This is a genomic window from Corallococcus llansteffanensis (genome assembly GCF_003612055.1).
Classification (GTDB): Bacteria; Myxococcota; Myxococcia; order Myxococcales; family Myxococcaceae; genus Corallococcus; species Corallococcus llansteffanensis.
The window spans coordinates 1-21,122 of sequence record NZ_RAWB01000029.1; the positions used below are offsets into that span (position 1 = coordinate 1).

The window sequence follows — 21,122 nt, forward strand, 5'->3', positions numbered from 1 at the left end:
GGACGGTGGGCCGTGGCGTCCGCCGGAAGGGCTGCGCGAGCCCGAGGACGTGGGGCACGCGGAGTTCATCCTCGACGACCTGGAGCACCTGCTGCCGGAGCTGCCGAAGCACGGGGTGCTGCTGGCCGCGCCGCGCTGGATGGCGGTGGGGCAGACGGTGGATTCACCCGCGCTGCGGAGGGCCGGAATCACGCAGGAGGAGGCCGGAGGGTTTGGCCTGTTCAACGCGGCCGCGCACGACATGGACGAAGAGGATGATTGAGGGCAGCCCCTCAGGTGCGTCCAAGATGAATTCGTCTGACTCTTCTCCGACCACGTCTCCATCGAGCCGCGCCATGGGCGCAATCACAAAGCACCCTGCCAGGGCCGCCCGAATTGCCGCGGGTCGCGCGCTCTGACAGTCTTCACGCGCCGTCAACACTGCTCATGCTCCGAGGCGCATCATGTCCAGACACGAGAAGGACGCTCCTCCCGACAGCTTCGACTGTGAAGGACAGCCCACCGAACGCCTCGTCGAGATGTTCGTGCGCATGACCCAGGAGAATCGCATCCGCCTGGGTCAGACTCCCGCCGAGCGCGCCGTGTTCCGCAAGCTGCACGGCGTGGCGCATGGCCACTTCGAAATCCTCCCCGGCGTGGACCGCAAGCTTCGGACGGGCATCTTCGCGCAGGACCGGCTGGAGGCCTGGGTGCGGTTCTCCAGCGACACGTCCCCCACCCTGCCGGACCTGGGCAGCACGCTGGGCGTGGGCATCAAGCTGTTCGGAGTCGCTGGCTCGAACGGGCTGGGCGAGTCGGGCACCACCGCGGACTTCATCCTGCAGAACTTCCCGCGCTTCTTCGTGCAGGACGCGAAGGCGATGTGTGAGTTCACCTATGCGGGCGTTGTCCTGAAGGACTATCCCGGCTATCTCAAACAGCATCCCGCCACCCAGGCCGTGCTGGACGCGATGACGGCGCCGCAGGGCAGCGTCCTCACCAGCACCTACTGGGCCATCCTGCCGTTCAAGCTGGGCAAGGAGGTCGTCAAATACAGACTGGAGCCGGAGACCGCGCCCCAGAACGTGCCGGATGACGCTGATGACTACCTGGCCACGGACCTGGCCACCCGGCTGGCGAGGGACGGCTATCGCTTCCGGTTCATGATCCAGCGCCGCACCCACCCGTCCACCATGCCCCTGGACCGGGCCATGGACGACTGGTCGGAGAAGCAGAGCCCGTTCGTGCAGATCGCCACCCTGGTGCTGCCCCGCCAGGACATCGGTGAGCGCGGGCAGGCCGACTATGGCCAGTCGCTGTCCTTCAACATCTGGCGCACCCCTCCGGAGAACGCACCGTCCGAGGCGTCCTCCATCGCGGTGGTGCGCAAGGCGGTCTACGCCGCGGGTGCCGCGGCCCGACACCGCGCCAACGGTCAGCCCCTGAAGGACCTCCCAGAGCCCCGTCCGGTCGCGCCCAAGCCCAAGGCGCCGGACGAGGGCATCGTGAAGGCGGTCATCTACCCGCCCATCGGCATCGCTCGCGTCGGCAGCAGCCCGGACGGGTACTTCATCGGACCCGAGGTGACCGAGCCTCCCGCCCAGGACAAGGGCTTCTACCGGGATGCGCAGGGGCGGCTGAAGCGGCAGGCGGCGCGCTTCCGCATCTACGGCGTCAACGCGGAGGGGCACATCATTCGGGAGCTGTCGGTGCCGAAGTCGGGCGCGAAGGTGCGCTGGACCGTGCAGTTGGCGAACACCAAGGCCGCCTGGTACGGCTTCCAGCTGGCGCTCGACATTCCCGAGGCCTCGTCCGCCCCACCCACCACGCTGCGCAACGCGGCCGTGGCGGACCGCTCGCGGCTGGCCATCACGCCTGCCACGCAGTCCGTGCAGGGCGCGAAGGCCCGCCCCAAGCGCTTCGACGGCACCTTCATGGACCTGGAGGTCCACCTGGGGGAGATCCGCACCGACGAGTGCGGGCGGCTGGTGGTGCTGGGCGGTCACGGCGTCTCCCGCTCGTGCGACGGCACGTATGCCATCACCTTCGCGAACAACGAGGGCTGGCACGACGACGTGTCGGACGGCCCGGTGACCGCCGAGGTGGTGCTGGATGGCAAGCCGCTGGAGGTCGTCCCCGCCTGGGTGGTCGTGGCGCCCCCGAACTACGGGCCCCAGCGGAAGTCGGTCCGCACGATGTGGGACCTGATGCGCGACGTGGCCATCCGCGCGGGGACGCTGGCCGCGCCGGCCCGGCCGTCCTTCACCCACGACATCCTTCCCCTCTTCCAGCGCCTGGCGGGGCTGCAATGGGTCAACGCGGGCTTCGCCGCAGGTTTCGGCTGGAAGGGGATGTTCGACTTCACGGATCCGGAGGTGCTGGCGCGCCTGGGGGACAGCGGCCCGGCGGAGCGGGAGTACCGGCATGCGGTGGCGAACCAGTTCCGGAACTTCGCCAGGGACTCCTGGTCACCCACGCCGTGGCCCTGGCTGTACGGCGACGCCATGAACATCCCGCCCGCGCAGACGCCCCGGCAGTACACCGCGCTGACGGACACCCAGCTGGCCATGCTCCAGCAGTGGGCCCTGGGCGAGTTCGTGGCCGACCATGATCCGAACCGCAAGCCGCCAGCCACGCTCGCCGAGGTGCCGCTGCCGGAACAGGGGGACATGCTCACCCGCGCGGCGCTGGAGTTCTGCCTGGCCGACGCGTTCCACCCCGGCTGCGAGATGACCTGGCCCATGCGTCAGGCCACGATGTACCTGCAGCCCTTCCGCCTGGCGCACCAGCTCCCCGGCTGGAAGGAGCCGAACCTGGGCGAGGTGATCACGCTGGACAGCATCACCCTCGCCAACGGCCCGCTCACCGGCCAGCCGCCCGGTGGCCTCACGCGGTGGATGGCCGTCCCCTGGCAGGCGGACTCGGCCAGCTGCCGCTCCGGTTACGACACGACCTACGACCCCTATGTCCCGTCCTTCTGGCCCGCGCGGGTCCCCAACGAGGTCCTGACGGAGGAGAACTACAGGATCGTCATGGACACGAAGAAGCCGCTGGCCGAGCGCCGTGCCGCCTTCGCCAACCGCGCCGCCTGGATCAACCCGCTGGGGTCGACGAGCTACACCGACCAGATCAACAACATGATCCAGCACTTCGACCACCTGGGCGTCGTCGAGGCGAGGAAGGGCCCGACGGACACCGACGCCTTCCCGGCGGTGATCGAGGTCGAGGACCAGCACAAGCCCATCCAGGACGTCATCCCTCCCGAGGCCCGGGTGAGGCGGCGAGGGACCGCGACGGGGAGCTCGGTGGGGGTGCATCACCGCGAAGCGCCCTCCGCGGCGAAGGTCGACGTGCGCGGCATCGAGAAGGTGCGCCGCTTCCCGGGCGGCCTGCGGCGCTAGAGCCCCGGATGCTGCCCGCAGACGTCGTCATCGTGGGCGCTGGCCCCGCCGGTGCCACTGCCGCGCTGAACCTCGCGCCGTTCCGGCGGGTGTTGCTGGTGGACCGGAGGCCAGAGCCCACCGACCGCATCGGTGAGTCCCTGGCCCCGGCCGCCCGGCGCCTCTTGAGCGACATGGGGCTGTGGGCGGACTTCCTCGCGGACGGGCACAGCCCCTGTCACGTCGCGCGCAGCCGCTGGGGGACGGAGGTTCCCGGTGAGCAGGACGCGCTCGCCAACCTGGATGGACCGGGCTGGCACCTGGACCGTCGCCGGTTCGAGGAGCGCTTGCGACGCACGGCCGTGGCACGGGGAGCGGCGTTGCTCGCACCCGCCTCACCCGTGGGACTGGAGCGCGCGGGTGACGGCTGGTGTCTGCGATTGGAGCACGGCGGACGGGTGCTGGACGTGGCCACACGGTGGATCATCGATGCTGGAGGCCGGGCGTCGGGACTGCTCAAGCCCTTCGGCGCCGAGCGACGGGCCCGGGACCGGTTGATCTGTGGATGGCTTCACGGCACGAGGACGGAGGGCAGCACCGGGGGCGGCCTGACGTACACGGAGTCCGCGCCCGACGGCTGGTGGTACACCGCGCCCTTGCCGGACGGCCGACGGGTGCTCGCATGGCACACCGATGCGGATCTTCCCGCGGCCGAGGCCCTGCGCACGGCGCCCGGCTTGCTGGGCCAGGCAGCGCGCTCCCCCACCCTGGGCGCGCAGCTCGCGGATACCTGTTTCGATGACACGATCGCGCCCGGAGTCATCACGGCCCACGGCTCGGTCCTGGCGTCACCCGTGGGCGATAACTGGCTTGCCGTGGGGGATGCGGCGCTGAGCTTCGATCCCCTCTCCTCCCAGGGCCTGTTCAACGCCCTGTTCACCGGCCTCGCCGCTGCGGAGGCCACGGACCGCGCACTCTCCGGCGACCCGTCCGCGACGAGCGACTACGCCGGGACCCTGGCCGACATCGACGCCGCGTACCGGCGCAACGTGACGGCCTGGTACGCGCTGGAGCGCCGCTGGCCGGAGCAGGAGTTCTGGCGTCGCCGCCTCACAGGGATGCCCCCCGTGTAGGTCCACTTGAGACAGCTCGCGGATCAGCCTCAGAGGATTTTTCTCGCGCGTTGCCCGGGCACCCGACCCGCTGGTAAGCCGCTGCCCGGTTGTTCACGGCGGGCGGACGCACTTGCGTCCGTGCCAGCCTCGCGGATCGGAGTTCGTTCGATGCGGTCACAGCACGCTGTCTGGAGCAGGATCCTGGTGTTGGTGGCGGGCGTGAGCCTTCTGGCGTGCAGTTCGAAGGAGCACCCGACCCCGGGCGATGGCGCCCCCTCGTCCGCGAAGACGCCTCTGGCCGCCGCGCCGGGCTGGGCCCCCACCGTGTCCATGGCCCGCACGCGCGCGCAACACGGCGCCGTCCTGCTTCCCTCCGGCGAGCTCCTGGTCATCAACGGCGTCAACCGGACCGGGTTCGTGCGCGAGGCGGAGCTCTACAACCCCGCCACCGGCACCTGGCGCGATGCCGGCGACTCCGGCATCCAGGGCAACGTCACCGAGGCCGTGCTGCTTCCCAACGGCAAGGTGCTCGCGCTGACCGACGGCTCCACTTCGGGACGGCTCTACGATCCCGCGACGGGCACGTGGACCGCCACGGGCAACATGGCGCAGACCCGCGGGCTCCCCACCATCACACTGCTGAACTCAGGGCAGGTGCTGGTCGCGGGTGGCACCGGCAGCGGCGGCGTCCGGCTCACCTCCGCGGAGCTGTACGACCCCGCGAGCAACACGTTCCTCCCCACCGGCGCCATGACCCTGGGCCGGGGCGCGCACTCCGCCACGCTGCTGCGGAACGGGCAGGTGCTCGCGGTGAGCGGCTTCAACCAGGCGGGTGAGGTCCCCGGCGCCGACCGCTATGACCCCACGACTGGCACCTGGTCCGCCACCGCGCCTGTCCTGGTGCCCCGGCACTACTCCACCAGCACGCTGCTCCCAGATGGCCGCGTGCTCGTCGCGGGCGGGTTCACCGCGGGGGGTGTGACCACCGCCTCGGAAATCTATGACCCGGCGACCAACACCTGGACCGCCACCGGCAGCCTCGCGTTCGCGCGGTCAGGTCATTCAGCCACGCTGCTGCCCGATGGCAGGGTCCTGGCCTCAGGCGGCTCCGATTCCGCGAGGAATCCGCAGGTCGTCTCGGAGGTCTACAACCCCGCGACCGGCCAGTGGACCCCCGCGGGTTCGATGAACATCGGGCGCGAGAACCACACCGCGACCCTGCTGCCCTCCGGCAAGGTGCTGGTGGCGGGCGGGTACAGCAGCGCGCCCAGCCTCACCTTCTACGCGGAGACGGAGCTCTACGATCCCGCCGTCAGCCGGTGGTCTCCCGCCGGGGCCCTGGGCACGCCCCGGACCGACCCCGTGGTGGCGCTGTTGCCCACGGGCAAGGTGCTCGTCGCGGGTGGCCGTACGGGGAGCGGCGCCTCGTCGACGGCCGTGGAGCTGTATGACCGGACGACGAACGCCTGGGCCTCCGCACTGGCCCTCGCCACGCCGCGCGAGCGCGCCACCGCGACCGTCCTGCCTTCGGGTCAGGTGCTGGTCGCGGGCGGGCGCAACGGCAGCACGTCGGTGACCGCCGCCGAGCGCTACGACGCGGCCTCCAACACCTGGACCCCCGTTGCGTCGCTCACCACCCCGCGACACGTCCACACCGCCACGCTCCTTCCCGATGGGACGGTGCTGGTGGTCGGAGGTCAGCGCAACCTGACCGTGCTCAGCGCCGTGGAGCGCTACACGCCCGGCAACAACACCTGGACCCCGGTGGCCTCCGCCGCCATCCCCCGCGCCGCACATGCCACCGTGCTGCTCCCCGATGGTCGCGTGCTCATCGTGGGCGGCCATGACAACACCGGCGCGCCACTTGCTTCGGCGGAGCTGTACGACCCCGCGACCAACACCTGGGCCCCCGCGGCGGGCCTCGCCCAGGCCCGGGAGGAGCTGACGTTGACGCTCCTGCCCTCGGGCCAGGTCCTCGCGACCGGCGGGCTCGCGGGCGTCACGGAGCTTGCGTCCGCGGAGCTCTATGACCCCGGCACGAACACCTGGACCGGCGTCGGACCGCTCGCGCAGGAGCGCTGGCACCACACCGCCACGCTGATGCCCTCCGGCAAGGTCCTGGTCGCGGGAGGCCTGACCTTCGCGAGCGCGTTCAGCGACGTGGCGGAGGTCTACGACCCCATCACCCGCGTCTGGAGCACCGTCAACGCCCCGGCCTCGCGCGGTGGACTCGTCTCCGTCGCCCTGCCCTCGGGCGAGGTGCTCCTCGCGGGTGGCGACGACACCCGCAACTCCGAGCTGTTCGACGACACCGGCGCCCTCCCCGCGTGGAGGCCCGTGGTGACCCGTCCGGCCACCCTCGTCCCCGCCTGCCCGACCGTGCTCGAGGGCCTGCTGTTCCGGGGCATCTCCGGCGCGAGCGGAGGCACCTCCACCGGCGACTCCCCCACCGACTTCCCCCTCGTGCGCCTCCAGGCTGCGGAGGGCGGGCGTCTGCTGACGCTCCCCAGCTCCGACACGTCGTCCACGCGCGCGACGGTGACCGTCCCCGTCAGCGTTCCGCTGGGGACCTATGCGCTCACCGTCTTCGCCAACGCCATCCCTGGCGGGCGCATGGTGCAGGTGGTCGCGAACCAGACGCCCACGGCGATCAACCAGGACGTCGCCGCCGGTCTGGACACGCCCCTGGCCGTCACCCTCACCGCGACCGACCCGGATGTGGGGCAGGTGTTGACCTGGACCGTGGTCCGCCAGCCGCTGCATGGGACTTTGAGCGGCACGCCGCCCAACCTCACGTACACGCCCGCGCCGGGCTATGTCGGAGCGGACAGCTTCGACTTCCGCGTCCGGGACTGCGTCCAGGACAGCAACCTGGGCACGGTGAACATCACCGTCACGGCCGGGCCGCCTCCGACCCTCACGTGCCCCGCGGACGTCACCGCCGAAGCGACGGGCCCGGATGGCGCCGTGGTCACCTACGATCCCGCGGTGCCTGGCCAGGTGGGCACGCCGGTCAGCTACTCGGTGCCCTCGGGCTCCCGGTTCCCGCTCGGCGCGACGACCGTGACCGCCACCACCGCGGGCGGCGTCCCGGCGTCGTGCTCATTCGTCGTCACGGTGCGGGACACCACCCCGCCCTCCGTGACGTGCCCGTCGGACCAGACGGCGACCACGGACGGCGCGGGCGCGCAGGTGTCGTTCGAGCCCACGGCCACGGACGCCGTCACCGCGACGCCGACCGTCACGTCCTCGCCCGCGTCGGGCAGCGTCTTCGCGCCGGGCTCCACGCGGGTCACCGTTACCGCCACGGATGAGGCCGGCAACTCCGCGCAGTGCACGTTCCAGGTCGCGGTCCAGGCGGCGGTGGTGTCCATCGCCGGCGGCGGTTGCCAGAGCGCCGGCGGTGATGCGACCTCCGCACTGGCGCTCCTCGCGGGACTGGCGTCGTGGGCCGGTCTGCGTCGCCGTCGCACCAGCCCCGGGGTTCGCTGAACCATGCGCTCCGGATCTGAACGTCTCGCACGCTCCTTCCTTTCCCGAATGGACCTCCCCTTGCGTACACAGGCACAGAGATGGGCGCTGGCCGCGCTGCTGGCCATCGCCGTCGCACCCGCGGCCTTTGGCCAGACCCTCGCGAGTCCCCTCCGCCCGTTGGACCTGGAGCGCCTGCGCTTCAATCCCGCGGCCACGGACTCGATGCTGGTGGACACCGGCAACGTGCTTCCCGAGGGCGGCTACCGCCTGCTCCTCATGGTCAACTACGAGCGCGGCATCCTGCTGTTGAAGGGCAGCGATGACGTGGAGCGCTCCATCCTGCACTACCGGACCGCGGGCTGGCTCGCCGGCGCGTGGTCTCCCGTGGACCGGTTGGAGTTGTCCGCGCGCGTCCCCGTCATCATCTCCCAGGGCGGACATGGCGCGGAGACGCTGGCCGGCGTGACGCCCCCGGACTCCTTCGGGCTGGGGACGCCCGAGCTGGGCGCCCGCTACGCGCTGCTGCGTCGTGAGGACGGAGACCCGGTGTTCCTCGGCCTGGGCCTGGACATCGGGCTGCCCGGAGGAAGCGCGGACGCGTTCGGCCGGCAGCAGGGCTGGGCCGGGTTCCAGGTAGCGCCCCGCGTGGCCGTGAGCCGCGAGGTGGGCCCGCTGGCCCTGGGCGCGAGCGCGGGCGTGCGGATCCGCTCCACGGAGGTCGAGCCCGGCCGCGACGTTGGCACGGAGCTGGAGCAGGGCCTGGTGGTGGCCACGCGCGGCGAAGGGCTGCGCGGCGAGATCGCGCTGGAGGCCGCCGAGTCCCTCGTGGAGTCGGACGTGGCGCTGGAGCTGCTCGGTGGGCTGCGGCTGCCGGTGGGCATGGGCTTCGAGGCGTTCGCGCTCGCGGGGCATGGCTTCACGGACATCCCGGGCACGCCGTCGTTCCGGCTGGCCGCGGGCATCGCGTGGGCGAACAAGCCGCCGCCGCGTGAGGACAAGTGCGCGAGCGGCCGAAGCCACACCCCGGAGGAGTGCCCGGATCAGGATGACGATGGGGACTCGGTGGCCAACGGGAAGGATCGCTGCCCGCTGGAGGCCGGCTCCGTGGACAACGCGGGCTGCCCGGACAAGGACTCGGACAACGACGGCGTGGTGGATCGCGAGGACCAGTGCGCCTCGGTCGCGGGGTCCGCTCGCTACCACGGTTGCCCGCCGCCCGACTCGGACGGAGACAGCGTCGCGGACGACGAGGACGGCTGCCCGAAGGAGGCAGGCCCCGCGTCGAACCGCGGCTGCCCCGTGCGCGAGGAGCCCAAGCCGGTCGAGCCGAAGCCCGAGGAGCCCAAGCCGGTCGAGCCGAAGCCCGAGGAGCCCAAGCCCACGGTGGAGGACACGAAGTCGCCGCTGGATCACCGCGTGCAGTTCCCGGTGGGCCAAGCCGAGTTCCAGGAAGAGGAGCGGCGGCAGCTGGACGCCATCGCGGACTACCTGAAGGCGAATCCGAAGCTCGAGATCCGGATTGAAGGCCACACGGACAACACCGGCCCCGAGGAGCTCAACCGCACCCTGAGCCAGCAGCGCGCGGACCGCGTGCGTGCGTACCTGATCCAGCGAGGCATCGCGGGTTCACGCCTGGAGGCGAAGGGCTACGGGCCGACGCGCCCGTTGATGTCCAACGACACGCCCGAAGGCCTGACCGCGAACCGCCGCGTGGAGTTCGTCGTGAAGGGCGGAGAGACGGGGCGCTGACTCCGGCGGCGAGGTGACGCCGCTTCGTGGACTGGAGGTTCCAGTCTCGCGAAGCGGCGCGCTCCCGGCTCAAGCCTCTTCGGGCTGTAGCTGCACGAGCGAAGGCAGCTCCGCCGCACGCTCGCGCAGCCGCGCCTTGGGCCGGATGGCCACGGGGACGCGTGACGCCGCGAGCATGTCCAGATCGAACACGTTGTCGCCGAAGGCGGCGCAGAGCGGCCGGCTCGTGCGCTGCCGGAGGCAGTTCACCTTGCCAGGGCCGTAAGGCACGGGCTCGAAGACCGACGTCTGCAGCCGTCCGCCCTCCTCCTTCGGCGTGCACGCCAGCACGAACTCGGCGGTCAGCCCCACCTCGCGCACCGCGGCCTCCACCACCGCGCGCGGAGACGCGCTGACGACGTAGCAGTCCACGCCCTGGCCGCGGGCCCACTCCACCACCCGGCGGGCCTCCGGATGGATGCGCTTGGCAACCCCCTTGCGAGCCACCACGTCGTGGGCGAAGCCGCGCACCTCCTCCACGTGCCAGCCCGCGAACACCCACGCCATCATCTCGTAGGTGTCCTTCTCCGGAAGCCGTCCGGCCTCGAACGCCGCGAACAGGGCGCGCGCCAGCGTCACCGTGTCCGCGTGCGCCTCCACGCCGTGCCGAGCACCCAGCCGCTCCAGGCCCACGCGCGCCTCGGGCCGCACGCCGCCGTGCTCCAGCAGGGCCAGGAACAGGTCGTCCCCCACGTCCCCGCTCCACAGCGTGCCGTCCCCGTCGAAGGCCAGCACGCCGTCCGGCGTCTGCGCGACCTCTCGACGGATGCGCTCCAGCGTCTCCTCGACCCGCTCCATCCTCATGCCCGTCATCCTCGCCGGCCCACCTGCCCGGTGTCACCCGCCTGAAAGCCGCGCCCCCATGGGCTGTTCAGCACCGTCCGCCAGGACGCCTGCGAGCCCGTGACAAGAAGCTCCGGCCACGCTGGAGGTTCAACACCGTCCGCCCGAACACCGAAGGGCCTGCGAGGCCGCATCCATCCGCACGCCTCAACACCGCCCGGGGCAGCCGCCCTGCAGCGCTACCCGCCCGCCGCATCCGTCCGCACGCCTGAACACCGCCCAACGGCGCTACCCGCCAGCAGCATCCTTCCGGACAGCTCGACACAACTCAGGGCCCATGCCCCGTGGCGCTACCCGCCCGCCGCATCCGTCGGCTCAGGCTCGGGACTGTCCGCCTCCACGCCACCCGGCCCTTCCACGGTGCGCTCCAGCGTCCGGGCCAACGCGGCCCGAGCCTCGCCCACTTCTTCGGACGCCTCGCCGCTCCCGGTACGCGCCGAGGCAGGCACCGTGCCCTCCAGTTCCTCCGGGTGCATGCGGAACCACTTCGCGATGAGCATCAGTTCCTGCGCCTCCTGGGCGCGGAGGCCAATCGCCTCGGGTTCCGGCAGCGAGAAGATGTCGCGCACGCGCGCCTCCAGAGCCGCCTGCTCCTCCGGCGTCTGGGGCGCTGGCACCTCCGCGCGGATCCGCCCCCGCCGCAGCACATAGGTGCGGTCCTCGCCTCCGCCCTGCCCCTGCACCGTGTAGACCAGGGACAGCCGCCGCAGCGTCCGCCCCAGCTCCACGATCCACGACTGCACGTGCTCCAGCCGCTCGGCGCGGTCGCGCAGCTCCGCCGCGTATTCGAACTGGAGCCGCCGCGCCGCCATCGCCATGCGCTCGCGCAGGATGACCAGCGGCCGGTCGGACTCGCCATTCAGGAACGCCCGCGCCAGCGCGACGCGCTCCAGGTACTCCGCCTGCGTGCACCCGCCCGCGCACGGCGAGATGCACCGCGCCGTCTGCCCGCGCATGCACCGCGGATCATCCTTCATGGGGAAGAGCTGGATCTGATCCGCCAGTCGCATCGGGGTATCGGACGGACAGTCGCGCAGCTCCAGCAGGTCGCTCACCGCGCGCACCACCTCCGCCATGGTGTGCCGACCGCGGAAGGGCCCGAAGTACTCCGCGCTCCCGGTGCCGCCGGGCTGGCCCACCACGCGCAACCGGGGCACCGCCTCCCGCGTGAGCTGCAGGAAGCAGTGCGAACGGTCCCGCTTGTGCTGCACGTTGTAGAGGGGCCGGTGGCTCTTGATGAGCCGGAACTCGTGCAGGAGGGCCGCGAACTCGCTGGCCGTGTACTCCCACTCCACCTGGTGCGCCTGGGAGATGATCTCCGCCGCCTTCTCGCCGTCGTCCGCGCGGAAGTACGACAGGAGCCGCGTGCGGACCCGCACCGACTTGCCCACGTAGAGCAGCTCGCCGGAGGGCCCGAGCATGCGGTACACGCCGGGCCGGTTCTCGGCGTGCGCGCGAACGTGGCTCAGGAGGGTGGTGACGCGGGGGTCCATGCGGCGAAGAGGTCGGGCAGTGCCCGGCCCCGCAGGCTAACCCGGCAGGTCGCGCTGTACCGCAGTCCCTCCCCCACCCCCTACAACCCGGCCGCTGGGCGGGCGACGAAACGCGCGCCCGCGGCCCCGCAGGCCTTTCAGCCCACGTCCTTGAGGGTGACCGCAGTGGCGGCGGCCTCGTCCTTCAGGTCCTTGGGCGTGGCCACGGCGGACTTCAGCTCGCGGTACGTCTGCGCATAGCCATTGCGCAGGATGCCCTCGCGGATGCGCTCCATCAGCTTCTGGTAGTGCCGCACGTTGTGCACGGACAGGAAGCGCGAGCCCAGGTGGTGCTTGCCGCGCATCAGGTGCTGCAGGTAGCCGCGCGTGTAGCGCTTGCACACGTAGCAGTCGCACTCCGGATCCAGCGGCCCGTCCTCCAGCCGGTACGCCGTGCGGGTGATGCGCACGAGCCCCTGGAAGGTGTACGCGTACCCCTGCTGCGCCATCTTGGTGGGGATGATGCAGTCGAACATGTCCACGCCGCGCAGCACGGCTTCCAGCAGGTCCGTGGGCGTGCCCACGCCCATCAGGTAGCGCGGCTTGTCCTGCGGCAGGGCCGCGGTGGCGCGCTCGGTCATCGTGTCGCGCTCCACCTTCGTCTCCCCCACCGCGAGCCCGCCGATGGCGAACCCGTCGAAGGGCAGCTTCGTGAGGAACTCCGCGCTCGCGTCGCGCAGAGCCGGATGCACGCCACCCTGGACGATGCCGAACAGTGCCTGGCCCGTGTTGCGAGCCTCCTTCGCCGCGAGGCTGCGCACGGCCCAGCGGTGGGTGCGCTCCATGGCCTCGCGCGTGCCCGCCTCGTCCGTGCGCGAGTCGATGCACACATCCAGCACCATCATGATCTCCGAGTTGATCGCCTGCTGCATGGCGATGCTGGACTCGGGGCTCAGGAGCTGGCGGCTGTTGTCATAGAAGCTGCGGAAGTGCGCGCCCTTCTCCGTGATGAGCCGGTCCTCCGGCAGGGAGAAGATCTGAAACCCGCCCGAGTCGGTCAGCACGGCGCCGTCCCACCCCATGAACGGGTGGATGCCCCCGAAGCGCTCGAACACCTCCGCGCCGGGGCGGAGCATCAGGTGGTAGGTGTTGGCGAGGAGGATCTTCGCGCCGGTCTCCTTCACCTCCTCCATCCCGAGGTGGCGGAAGCCGGCGTGGGTGGCCACCGGCATGAACATCGGCGTGGGGAAGGACCCCTTGCGGGTGTGCAGGATGCCCGTGCGGGCGCCGGTGGGGTCGGTGTTCAGGAGTTCGAAGCGGACGGCCATTGTCGTGCCTTATACCCGTGGCGCGCGTCGGGAGGCACCCGCTTCCTGGGGACGCCCGCCCGGCCTCCAGGTGGAGAAGCGCCGTTTTCCCTACCTGGGGGCGTGCTCGGGGGCTTGGAAGCCGGCATTTCCAGGGGCTGGCGGCGGTTACATTGGGCCTTCCGGTACGCCGCCGGGCCTCGATTCACCGCGCGTCTTTGGTCGCCGCGCCATTTCCGCTACAAGCCGCCGCCATGTTCAACGTCATCAACGTCTCCAAGGCCTATGGGCCCAAGAAGCTTTTCGAGGAGGTCAACGTCACCTTCTCGCCGGGCCGTCGCTACGGCCTGACCGGTCCGAACGGGGCCGGCAAGTCCACGTTCATGAAGATCCTCGCGGCTGACGAGGAGCAGGACATGGGCGAGATCATCCGCCCGCGCAAGCTGGGCATCCTGCGCCAGGACCACTTCCGCTACGAGAACGACCGCGTCCTGGACGTGGTGCTGATGGGCAACCGCCACTTGTGGGCGGCGATGGACGAGAAGAACAAGCTGCTCGCCAAGTCGGACATCACCGAGGAGGACGGCAACCGGCTGGGTGAGCTGGAAGGCGTCATCGCGGAAGAGGACGGCTACTCCGCGGAGAGCGACGCGGCCACGCTGCTGGCGGGCCTTGGCATCGAAGAGGCCTTCCACGAAGAGCCCATGCGCCAGCTCACCGGCGGTCTGAAGCTGCGCGTGTTGCTCGCGCAGGCGCTGTTCGGCAAGCCGGACGGGCTGCTGCTCGACGAGCCCACGAACAACCTGGACATCGATTCCATCCGCTGGCTGGAGAACTTCCTCCACATGTACGAGGGCGTGCTGATCACCATCAGCCACGACCGGCACTTCCTGAACTCCATCTGCACGCACATCGCGGACATCGATTACGAGACCATCATCCAGTACACGGGTGGTTACGACGACATGGTCCGGCAGAAGTCGCAGCTGCGGACCCGGGTGGAGTCGGAGACGGAAGAGAAGAAGAAGAAGATCGCCCAGCTGCAGGACTTCGTGGCGCGCTTCCACGCCGGCACGCGCGCCTCGCAGGTGCAGAGCCGCATCAAGCAGATCGACAAGCTGAAGACGGAGGACCTGAAGCGCTCGAACATCGCGCGGCCCTTCATCCGGTTTGATCAGAAGGTGGTCAGCGGCCGGCAGACGCTGATGTTCGAGGGCCTGAAGAAGTCCTACGACGGCGTGCAGGTCATCAAGCCGTTCACGGGCCTGGTCTGCAAGGGCGAGCGCATCTGCGTCATCGGCCGCAACGCCGTGGGCAAGTCCACGCTGGTGAAGATGCTGGCCGGGCAGACGGAGCCGGACGCGGGGACCATCACCTGGGGACACCAGGCGTCGGTGGGCTACCTGCCGCAGGACCACCACGGGGTCATCCACAAGGGCACGACCTGCTTCGGCTACCTGCGAGAGATCAGCGAGAAGCTGACGAACGAGGAGATCTCCGGCGTGCTGGGCCGGATGCTCTTCTCTGGTGAAGAGCGGATGAAGAACACGGACACGCTCTCCGGTGGTGAGACGGTGCGCGTGCTCCTGTCGAAGCTGATGATCACGCAGGACAACGTGCTCATCCTGGACGAGCCGACGAACCACCTGGACCTGGAGTCCATCGCGGCGCTGGCAGAAGGCCTGTCGAAGTTCGACGGCACGGTCATCTGCGTGACGCACGACCAGGAGCTCATCTCCGAGGTCGCCACACGCATCTGGAGCCTGGAAGCGGGCAAGGAAGTGCTCGACTTCAACGGCCCCTACTCCGAGTTCCGCGAGAAGCACGCGGACGCGGCGCAGAAGCGCCGCTAGGTTCGAATCCAGCCGTACCCCATCGCCGCCCGCGTCTGGACCGCTGAGTCCGGAAGCGAGGCGGCGATTTTCGTGGGGCGTGTCTCTGGTAGGGTTCGCCGCCGTTCTCATGAAAACCCTCGGCCCCCTCCTCTTCGCCCTGACGTTCGCGCTGCTCCTCCCGGCCTGTGGACCTTTGGAGTGCACCCCGGAGAACTGTTCGAACGGGTGCTGCACCGCGGAGAACGAGTGCATTCGCTACCGGGACGACACCACCTGTGGTCCCAATGGCGGCGCCTGTGAGGACTGCGCCGACGGCAACGTGTGCCACCTGGGCACGAAGCAATGCATCCCGGGCGTGATGCGGACGCGGGTGCAGCCGCTGGAGGCCTCGATCGTTTCGTTCGAACCGCCGGATGACGAGGAGTGGGACTCCGATGGCTCGCCTCCGGACGTCGTCGTCGAGATGCGCTGCCCCTCTGCACCCGAGCTCTCCCGCACGCCCGAGTCCACGAGCTTTCACCCCATCTGGTCCACCGGCGGCTGCGAGGTCATCACCTCCAACCTCCTCAAGAACCCCCTTGAGCTCGCGGTCATCGACGTCGACCCATTCACCCTCGATGACACCATCGGCACCATCAACTACCAGGTCACCCCCGAAGACCTGAACCTGGGGTGGGTCGAGCTCTCCATCCCGGAGACGGTGATCTCCCTCTACATCGACCTCTCCCACACGTACTCGGAGCAGTAACCGACACCGGGCCACCGGCGTAACGCAGGGAATGAACCCGCGCCCCCTGCTCCTGTCCCTGCTGCTCGCCACCGCCTGTGGCCCCTCCTCCTCCGTCGACGAGGGCCTCGGCGTCGTCCACGAGCTCGATACCTCCGAGCAGGGCATCACCGCCTTCGTGCGCGCGGGCCACTACAAGTCCTGGCTCGCCGAAACCACCGTCCACGACACCCGCGCGCCCCACGGCAGCAAGGTCCGTGTCTTCTTCAACGACCTCGTCGTGGGCTCACTGCGCGACGGCAATGCCACGCACCCGGTGGGCAGCATCCTCGTCAAGGAGCTGTTCGAGGACGATGGGAAGACGCTCCGGGGACACGCGCTGGACGTGAAGGTCACCGACGGTGCCGGCAAGGACACCTGGATCTTCTACGAGGGCTTCGGCCCGGACTACTCGAACAACTACTACGGCCGCGCCCACTCCACCTGTCACGGCTGCCACTCAGACGGGAAGGACTACGTCACCACGCCCCTGCCCTGAAACGACCACGGGCGGCCCCCCGAAGAGGACCGCCCGCCGTCGAACCGCCTCCAGCCCGTGCCTACCGCGCCGTGGACTTGCGGCGCATCAGGAACACGCCCAGGCCCACGCCCGCGGCCCACTTCGCCGCCGCCGCGAGAGGCGTCTTGCTCAGCGGCACCGGCTGCGTCGTGTACGGCGGCACGGGCGGCTTGGGACGGAAGTCGGTGGCCCCCGGCAGATCCGCGCCCATCTCCTCCGCCTCCGTCTTCGTCACGTTCGCGCCCGGCATGTCCGGATCGCGCTGGCCCGGTGACTTTCCGTCCGGCGACTTGTGCTCGAGGATGCCGTTGATCTCCGCGCCCAGCAGGATGACCTGCGCGGAGATCCACATCCACAGCAGGAGCACGATGACGCCACCGATGGCGCCATAGTTCACGTCGTACGAGCCGAAGTTCGCCACGTACATGGAGAACCCCCACGACGCGGCCACCCAGATGAGCACGCCCACCACCGAGCCCGGCGTGATGAACTTGAACTTCTGCTTCACGTCCGGCAGCACGTAATACAGCACCGCCCACAGGCACATCATCAGGAACCCCGCCACCGGCAGGCGCAGCCACAAGACGAGGGTTCCCACCGGCTCGCCCAGCTTGTTCGCCACCGCCGGCGTGACGACCGCGACGATGGCCGCCAGCACCGCCACCACCGCCGTGGCCAGCGTCGTCAGGAGCGCGATGCCCCGCTTCTTCCAGAACGGGCGCTTCTCCTCCACGCCATAGACCGTGTTGAGCGCCTCCATCAGCCCCACGATGCCGCCCGAGGCCGCCCAGATCGCGCCGACGCCGCCGATCGTCAGCAGCCCCACCGGGTTGCTGTTCGCCAGCGCCTCCAGGCGCTCACCGAGGATCTTCGTCACCTCCGCCGGTGCCACCTGCGACAACTGCTTGATCAGCTCCTGCGCCTGGTGCGGATCAATCAGAACACCCGCCAGGGACACGAGGAACAGCAGGAACGGGAACAGCGCGAGGATGCCCTGGAACGTCAGCGCCCCCGCCACATTGCCCACGTTGTCCCGCCCCCACTCGGCCTTGAGGGACTTGAAGAACTCCTTCCAACTCATTCCCTTGCCGGGCAAAACCATGCCGCCTCCTCCGAGGTGTGCCGCGACTGCTTCGGAGGAGATTGGGCATTCCATCCCCTGGCTGGCTTCCTCCCTGGAGTTGGTGCTCGCCTCCCTGCCTGCTGACCGCGCACACACCCGGGGATGGCAAGTCCCCATGCCACGCCTGCCCGGCTGCCCTGAAGTCAGAAAACAGGGAGCACGGGCGCGTCCTTCAGCCTCGGCGCCCGCTTGTCCTTCTCCGACAGCAGCGGCTCGCGCACCGGCCACGGGATGGCCAGGTCTGGATCATTCCAGAGCACGCTCCGCTCGGACTCCGGGGAGTACAGCGCCGTGCACTTGTAGAAGAAGTCCGCGGAGTCACTCAGCACACAGAAGCCATGCGCGAAGCCCGGGGGGATCCACAGCTGCCACTTGTTCCCCGACGACAGCTCCGCCCCCATCCACCGGCCGAACGTGGGCGACCCCTTGCGCACGTCCACCACCACGTCCCAGACGGAGCCCGCCAGCACCTGCACCAGCTTCCCCTGCCCGTTCGGCTCCTGGAAGTGCAGGCCCCGCAGCGTGCCCTTCACGGACCGCGACAGGTTGTCCTGCACGAAGGTGCCGGGGATGCCGGCCTCCGCGTAGCGCTGGGCGTGGAAGGTCTCCACGAAGAAGCCCCGCGAGTCCCCGAAGACACGGGGCTCCAGCAGGAGGACCTCTGGCAATTCCGTAGGCCGCACCTTCATGGCACCACTCCCCGGTTCGCGAGGAGGGCCATCAGGTACTGGCCGTATTCGTTCTTCAACATCGGCGCCGCGAGGGCCGTGAGCTGCTCCTCGTCGATGTAGCCCATCCGGAAGGCGATCTCCTCCGGACACGCGATCTTCAGGCCCTGACGGCGCTCGATGATCTCGATGAACGACGAGGCCTGCATCAGCGACTCGTGCGTCCCCGTGTCCAGCCACGCGTAGCCGCGCCCCATCAACTCCACCGTGAGCTGTCCCCGGCGCATGTACTCCGCGTTGACGTCGGTGATCTCCAGCTCTCCCCGCTTGCTGGGCTTCAGCGCCGCCGCGATGTCCAGCACCTGGTTGTCGTAGAAGTACAGCCCGGTGACGGCGTAGTTGGACCGGGGCGTCGCGGGCTTCTCCTCGATGCTCACCGCGCGGTTGCCCGGCGCCAGCTCCACCACGCCGTAGCGCTGCGGATCCTTCACGTAGTAGCCGAACACCGTCGCGCCCGACGTGCGCCGCGCCGCCCGCCGCACCAGCTCGCTCAGGCCGTCGCCGTGGAAGATGTTGTCCCCCAGGATGAGCGACACCGTGTCGCCCCCCACGAAGTCCCGGCCGATGACGAACGCCTGCGCCAGCCCCTCCGGCCTCGGCTGCTCCGCGTACTGGAGCGACATGCCCCACTGCGTGCCATCCCCCAAGAGGTCGCGGAAGCGCGGCAGGTCCTGCGGCGTGGAGATGATCAACACCTCCCGGATGCCCGCCAGCATCAGCGTGCTCAGCGGGTAGTAGATCATCGGCTTGTCGTAGACGGGCAAGAGCTGCTTGCTCACCACGAGCGTCAGCGGGTACAGCCGCGTGCCCGAACCTCCCGCGAGGATGATGCCCTTCATCTAGCCTCCCCGGCCCGACGCCACGTCGCATGGAAGCGCTTCAGGGACTCCTCCAGCGCCAGCGGCTTCTCCATCAGCAGCTCCCGCGCCTTGTCCGTCTTCAAGCCACTGCGCAGCGGCCGGGGCGCCGACAGCTTCAGGTCCGCCATCTTCGTGGGGACGATCAACCCCGCGTCGAAGCCGAACACCTCACACAGCGCCCGCCCGAAGGCCACGCGGTCCAACACCGTGGCGCCGCTCGTGTTCCACGTGCCGCCCAGCCGCCGCTCGCCCAGCTCCACCAGCATCGCCGCCACGTTCTCCGCGAAGCTTGGGGACACCACCTGGTCCTCGAAGAGCTTCACCGGCTGCCCGGCCCCCAGCGTCTTCACCAGCCACGCACCGAAGTTGAGCCGGCCCTCCACCGGCGGCCAGCCGTACACCACCGCCGTGCGGGCAATCGCGCACCCGGGTGCGAGCACGCGCGCGGCCTGCTCGCCCATGTGCTTCGTCACCGCGTACACGCCCCCCGGGTTCGGCACCGCGTCCTCGCCGTACGGGCCCGCCGCGCCGTCAAAGACGTAGTCGGTGGACACGTGCACCAGGTGCGCGCCGGCCTCGTGCGCCCCCCGGGCCACGGCCGCCGTGGCGGTGACGTTCGCGGCATAGGCGGCCCCGGGCGCCTTCTCGCACGCGTCCACCTCCGTCATCGACGCGCAGTGGAGGATGACCTCGGGGGCGAGGCGGGACAGCGACTGCGCCACGTCCGCCTCGCGCGTCAGGTCCAGCTCCTCGTAGTCATGCGCGCCCGCCGCGCGACGCACGCCGCGCCCCAGGCCCACCACGGCGTGGCCCTTCTGCGCGAGCAGCGCGCATGCCCGGCGCCCCACCAGCCCGTTGGCTCCCGTCACGACGAAGCGGCTCATGCTCCACGTCCCCGGGGCGTCAGCGTGACGGTGTTCCGGTACTCACCGCTCAGGACCCGCTCCAACCACCGCGGATGTTCCACGTACCAGCGCACCGTGTCCGCGAGCCCCTGTTCGAAGGTGTGCGTGGGCGCCCATCCCAGCTCACGGCGGCTCTTCGCCGGGTCGATGGCGTAGCGGCGGTCGTGCCCCAGCCGGTCCGTGACGAACTGGATCAGCGACTCCGGCTTGCCCAGCTCCGCGAGGATGCCCTTCACCAGGTCCAGGTTCCTGCGCTCCGCGCCGCCGCCCAGGTTGTAGACCTGCCCCGCCCGCCCCTTCTCCAGCGCCAGCAGGAGCCCCTGGCAGTGGTCCTCCACGTGCAGCCAGTCGCGCACGTGCTGGCCGTCGCCGTAGACGGGCAGCGGCTCTCCCCTCAGCGCGTTCACCACCATGCGGGGGATGAGCTTCTCCGGGAACTGGTAGCGCCCGTAGTTGTTCGAGCAGCGCGTCACCACCACGTCCAGCTTGAAGGTGTGGTGGTACGCGAGGGCCAGCAGGTCCGCGCCCGTCTTGGACGCCGAATAGGGGCTGGAGGGCTGCAGGGGCGAGGCCTCCGTGAAGGCGCCAGACGGTCCCAGCGAGCCGTACACCTCATCGGTGGACACCTGCACGAAGCGCCGCACACCGCGCTCGCGGCAGGCCTCCAGCAGGTGCTGGGTGCCCAGGACATTGGTGGTGACGAACACCTCCGGGCCCTGGATGGAGCGGTCCACGTGGCTCTCCGCGGCCAGGTGGAGCACGGCGTCGATGGCGTGGGCGGCGAGCACCCGGTCCACCCCCGCGCGGTCGCACACATCACCGTGCACGAAGACGTGCCGCGGGTCGTCCTCCAGGCCGGCGAGGTTCTCCAGGTTGCCCGCGTAGGTGAGCCGGTCCAGGTTGACGATCTTCCAGTCCGGTCGCTCCCGGAGCAGGTAGCGCACCAGGTTGGACCCGATGAAGCCGCATCCCCCCGTGACCAGGACGTTCGTTGACATGCACCAGACCTTGGGAACGCGTGGGGGGC

At 70.1% G+C, this 21,122-nt stretch carries 16 protein-coding genes; 8 read left to right on the forward strand and 8 right to left on the reverse strand.

The window, feature by feature from the left end:
• The 5 genes from D7V93_RS44760 to D7V93_RS04610 form a co-directional block, all read left to right on the forward strand.
• Nucleotides 1-262: hypothetical protein (locus D7V93_RS44760; RefSeq protein ID WP_158623648.1), on the forward strand; the 262-nt coding region annotated here is incomplete at its 5' end.
• A gap of 181 nt (nucleotides 263-443) precedes the next feature.
• On the forward strand, nucleotides 444-3,380 hold the full coding sequence (locus tag D7V93_RS04595) for a LodA/GoxA family CTQ-dependent oxidase (protein WP_120642190.1): 2,937 nt from the start codon (nucleotides 444-446) through the stop codon (nucleotides 3,378-3,380).
• An 8-nt stretch (nucleotides 3,381-3,388) separates the two neighbouring features.
• Nucleotides 3,389-4,492, forward strand: a complete 1,104-nt coding sequence (locus D7V93_RS04600) for an NAD(P)/FAD-dependent oxidoreductase (RefSeq protein WP_120642191.1) — start codon at nucleotides 3,389-3,391, stop codon at nucleotides 4,490-4,492.
• A 150-nt stretch (nucleotides 4,493-4,642) separates the two neighbouring features.
• Nucleotides 4,643-7,966 carry a Kelch repeat-containing protein gene (locus D7V93_RS04605; protein ID WP_120642192.1) on the forward strand — a complete coding sequence of 1,108 codons (3,324 nt, stop codon included), beginning with the start codon at nucleotides 4,643-4,645 and terminating at the stop codon, nucleotides 7,964-7,966.
• Nucleotides 7,967-8,026: 60 nt separating this feature from the next.
• Nucleotides 8,027-9,697, forward strand: coding sequence for an OmpA family protein (locus D7V93_RS04610; protein WP_244237107.1), 1,671 nt, complete (start codon nucleotides 8,027-8,029; stop codon nucleotides 9,695-9,697).
• A 69-nt stretch (nucleotides 9,698-9,766) separates the two neighbouring features.
• Here D7V93_RS04610 and D7V93_RS04615 read toward each other — a convergent pair whose 3' ends face one another.
• The 3 genes from D7V93_RS04615 to tgt form a co-directional block, all read right to left on the reverse strand.
• Complete coding sequence (locus D7V93_RS04615) at nucleotides 9,767-10,540, reverse strand: HAD family hydrolase (RefSeq protein ID WP_120642194.1); 774 nt, start codon at nucleotides 10,538-10,540, stop codon at nucleotides 9,767-9,769.
• Nucleotides 10,541-10,869: 329 nt separating this feature from the next.
• On the reverse strand, nucleotides 10,870-12,072 hold the full coding sequence (locus D7V93_RS04620) for an excinuclease ABC subunit UvrC (RefSeq protein WP_120642195.1): 1,203 nt from the start codon (nucleotides 12,070-12,072) through the stop codon (nucleotides 10,870-10,872).
• 137 nt (nucleotides 12,073-12,209) lie between these two features.
• Complete coding sequence (gene tgt, locus D7V93_RS04625) at nucleotides 12,210-13,379, reverse strand: tRNA guanosine(34) transglycosylase Tgt (protein ID WP_120642196.1); 1,170 nt, start codon at nucleotides 13,377-13,379, stop codon at nucleotides 12,210-12,212.
• A gap of 233 nt (nucleotides 13,380-13,612) precedes the next feature.
• On the opposite strand from tgt, the gene D7V93_RS04630 reads away from it, so the two are divergent.
• The 3 genes from D7V93_RS04630 (at nucleotide 13,613) to D7V93_RS04640 (ending at nucleotide 16,458) form a co-directional block, all read left to right on the forward strand.
• Entirely contained in the window at nucleotides 13,613-15,211 is a 1,599-nt protein-coding gene (locus D7V93_RS04630; RefSeq protein WP_120642197.1) for an ABC-F family ATP-binding cassette domain-containing protein, read from the forward strand.
• Between the two features lie 109 nt (nucleotides 15,212-15,320).
• Complete coding sequence (locus D7V93_RS04635; RefSeq protein ID WP_120642198.1) at nucleotides 15,321-15,941, forward strand: C2 domain-containing protein; 621 nt, start codon at nucleotides 15,321-15,323, stop codon at nucleotides 15,939-15,941.
• 31 nt (nucleotides 15,942-15,972) lie between these two features.
• The gene (locus tag D7V93_RS04640; protein WP_120642199.1) at nucleotides 15,973-16,458 is read left to right on the forward strand and encodes a hypothetical protein; all 486 of its coding nucleotides are present in this window, start codon (nucleotides 15,973-15,975) and stop codon (nucleotides 16,456-16,458) included.
• Nucleotides 16,459-16,519: 61 nt separating this feature from the next.
• Here the strand turns inward: D7V93_RS04640 and D7V93_RS04645 are convergent, their stop codons facing one another.
• The 5 genes from D7V93_RS04645 to rfbB form a co-directional block, all read right to left on the reverse strand.
• Nucleotides 16,520-17,581, reverse strand: a complete 1,062-nt coding sequence (locus D7V93_RS04645) for a YihY/virulence factor BrkB family protein (RefSeq protein WP_120642200.1) — start codon at nucleotides 17,579-17,581, stop codon at nucleotides 16,520-16,522.
• A gap of 164 nt (nucleotides 17,582-17,745) precedes the next feature.
• A complete protein-coding gene (rfbC, locus tag D7V93_RS04650; protein ID WP_120642201.1) occupies nucleotides 17,746-18,291 on the reverse strand; it encodes a dTDP-4-dehydrorhamnose 3,5-epimerase in 546 nt (181 codons plus the stop codon).
• Nucleotides 18,288-19,169 (reverse strand): glucose-1-phosphate thymidylyltransferase RfbA, encoded by an 882-nt coding sequence (rfbA, locus tag D7V93_RS04655; RefSeq protein WP_120642202.1) that lies wholly within the window; start codon nucleotides 19,167-19,169, stop codon nucleotides 18,288-18,290. Before rfbA ends, rfbC begins: the two co-directional genes overlap by 4 nt.
• Nucleotides 19,166-20,074, reverse strand: coding sequence for an SDR family oxidoreductase (locus D7V93_RS04660; protein WP_120642203.1), 909 nt, complete (start codon nucleotides 20,072-20,074; stop codon nucleotides 19,166-19,168). The genes rfbA and D7V93_RS04660 overlap by 4 nt, the downstream gene beginning before the upstream one ends.
• Nucleotides 20,071-21,093 (reverse strand): dTDP-glucose 4,6-dehydratase, encoded by a 1,023-nt coding sequence (gene rfbB / locus D7V93_RS04665; protein ID WP_120642204.1) that lies wholly within the window; start codon nucleotides 21,091-21,093, stop codon nucleotides 20,071-20,073. The genes D7V93_RS04660 and rfbB overlap by 4 nt, the downstream gene beginning before the upstream one ends.
• Nucleotides 21,094-21,122: the final 29 nt, after the last annotated feature.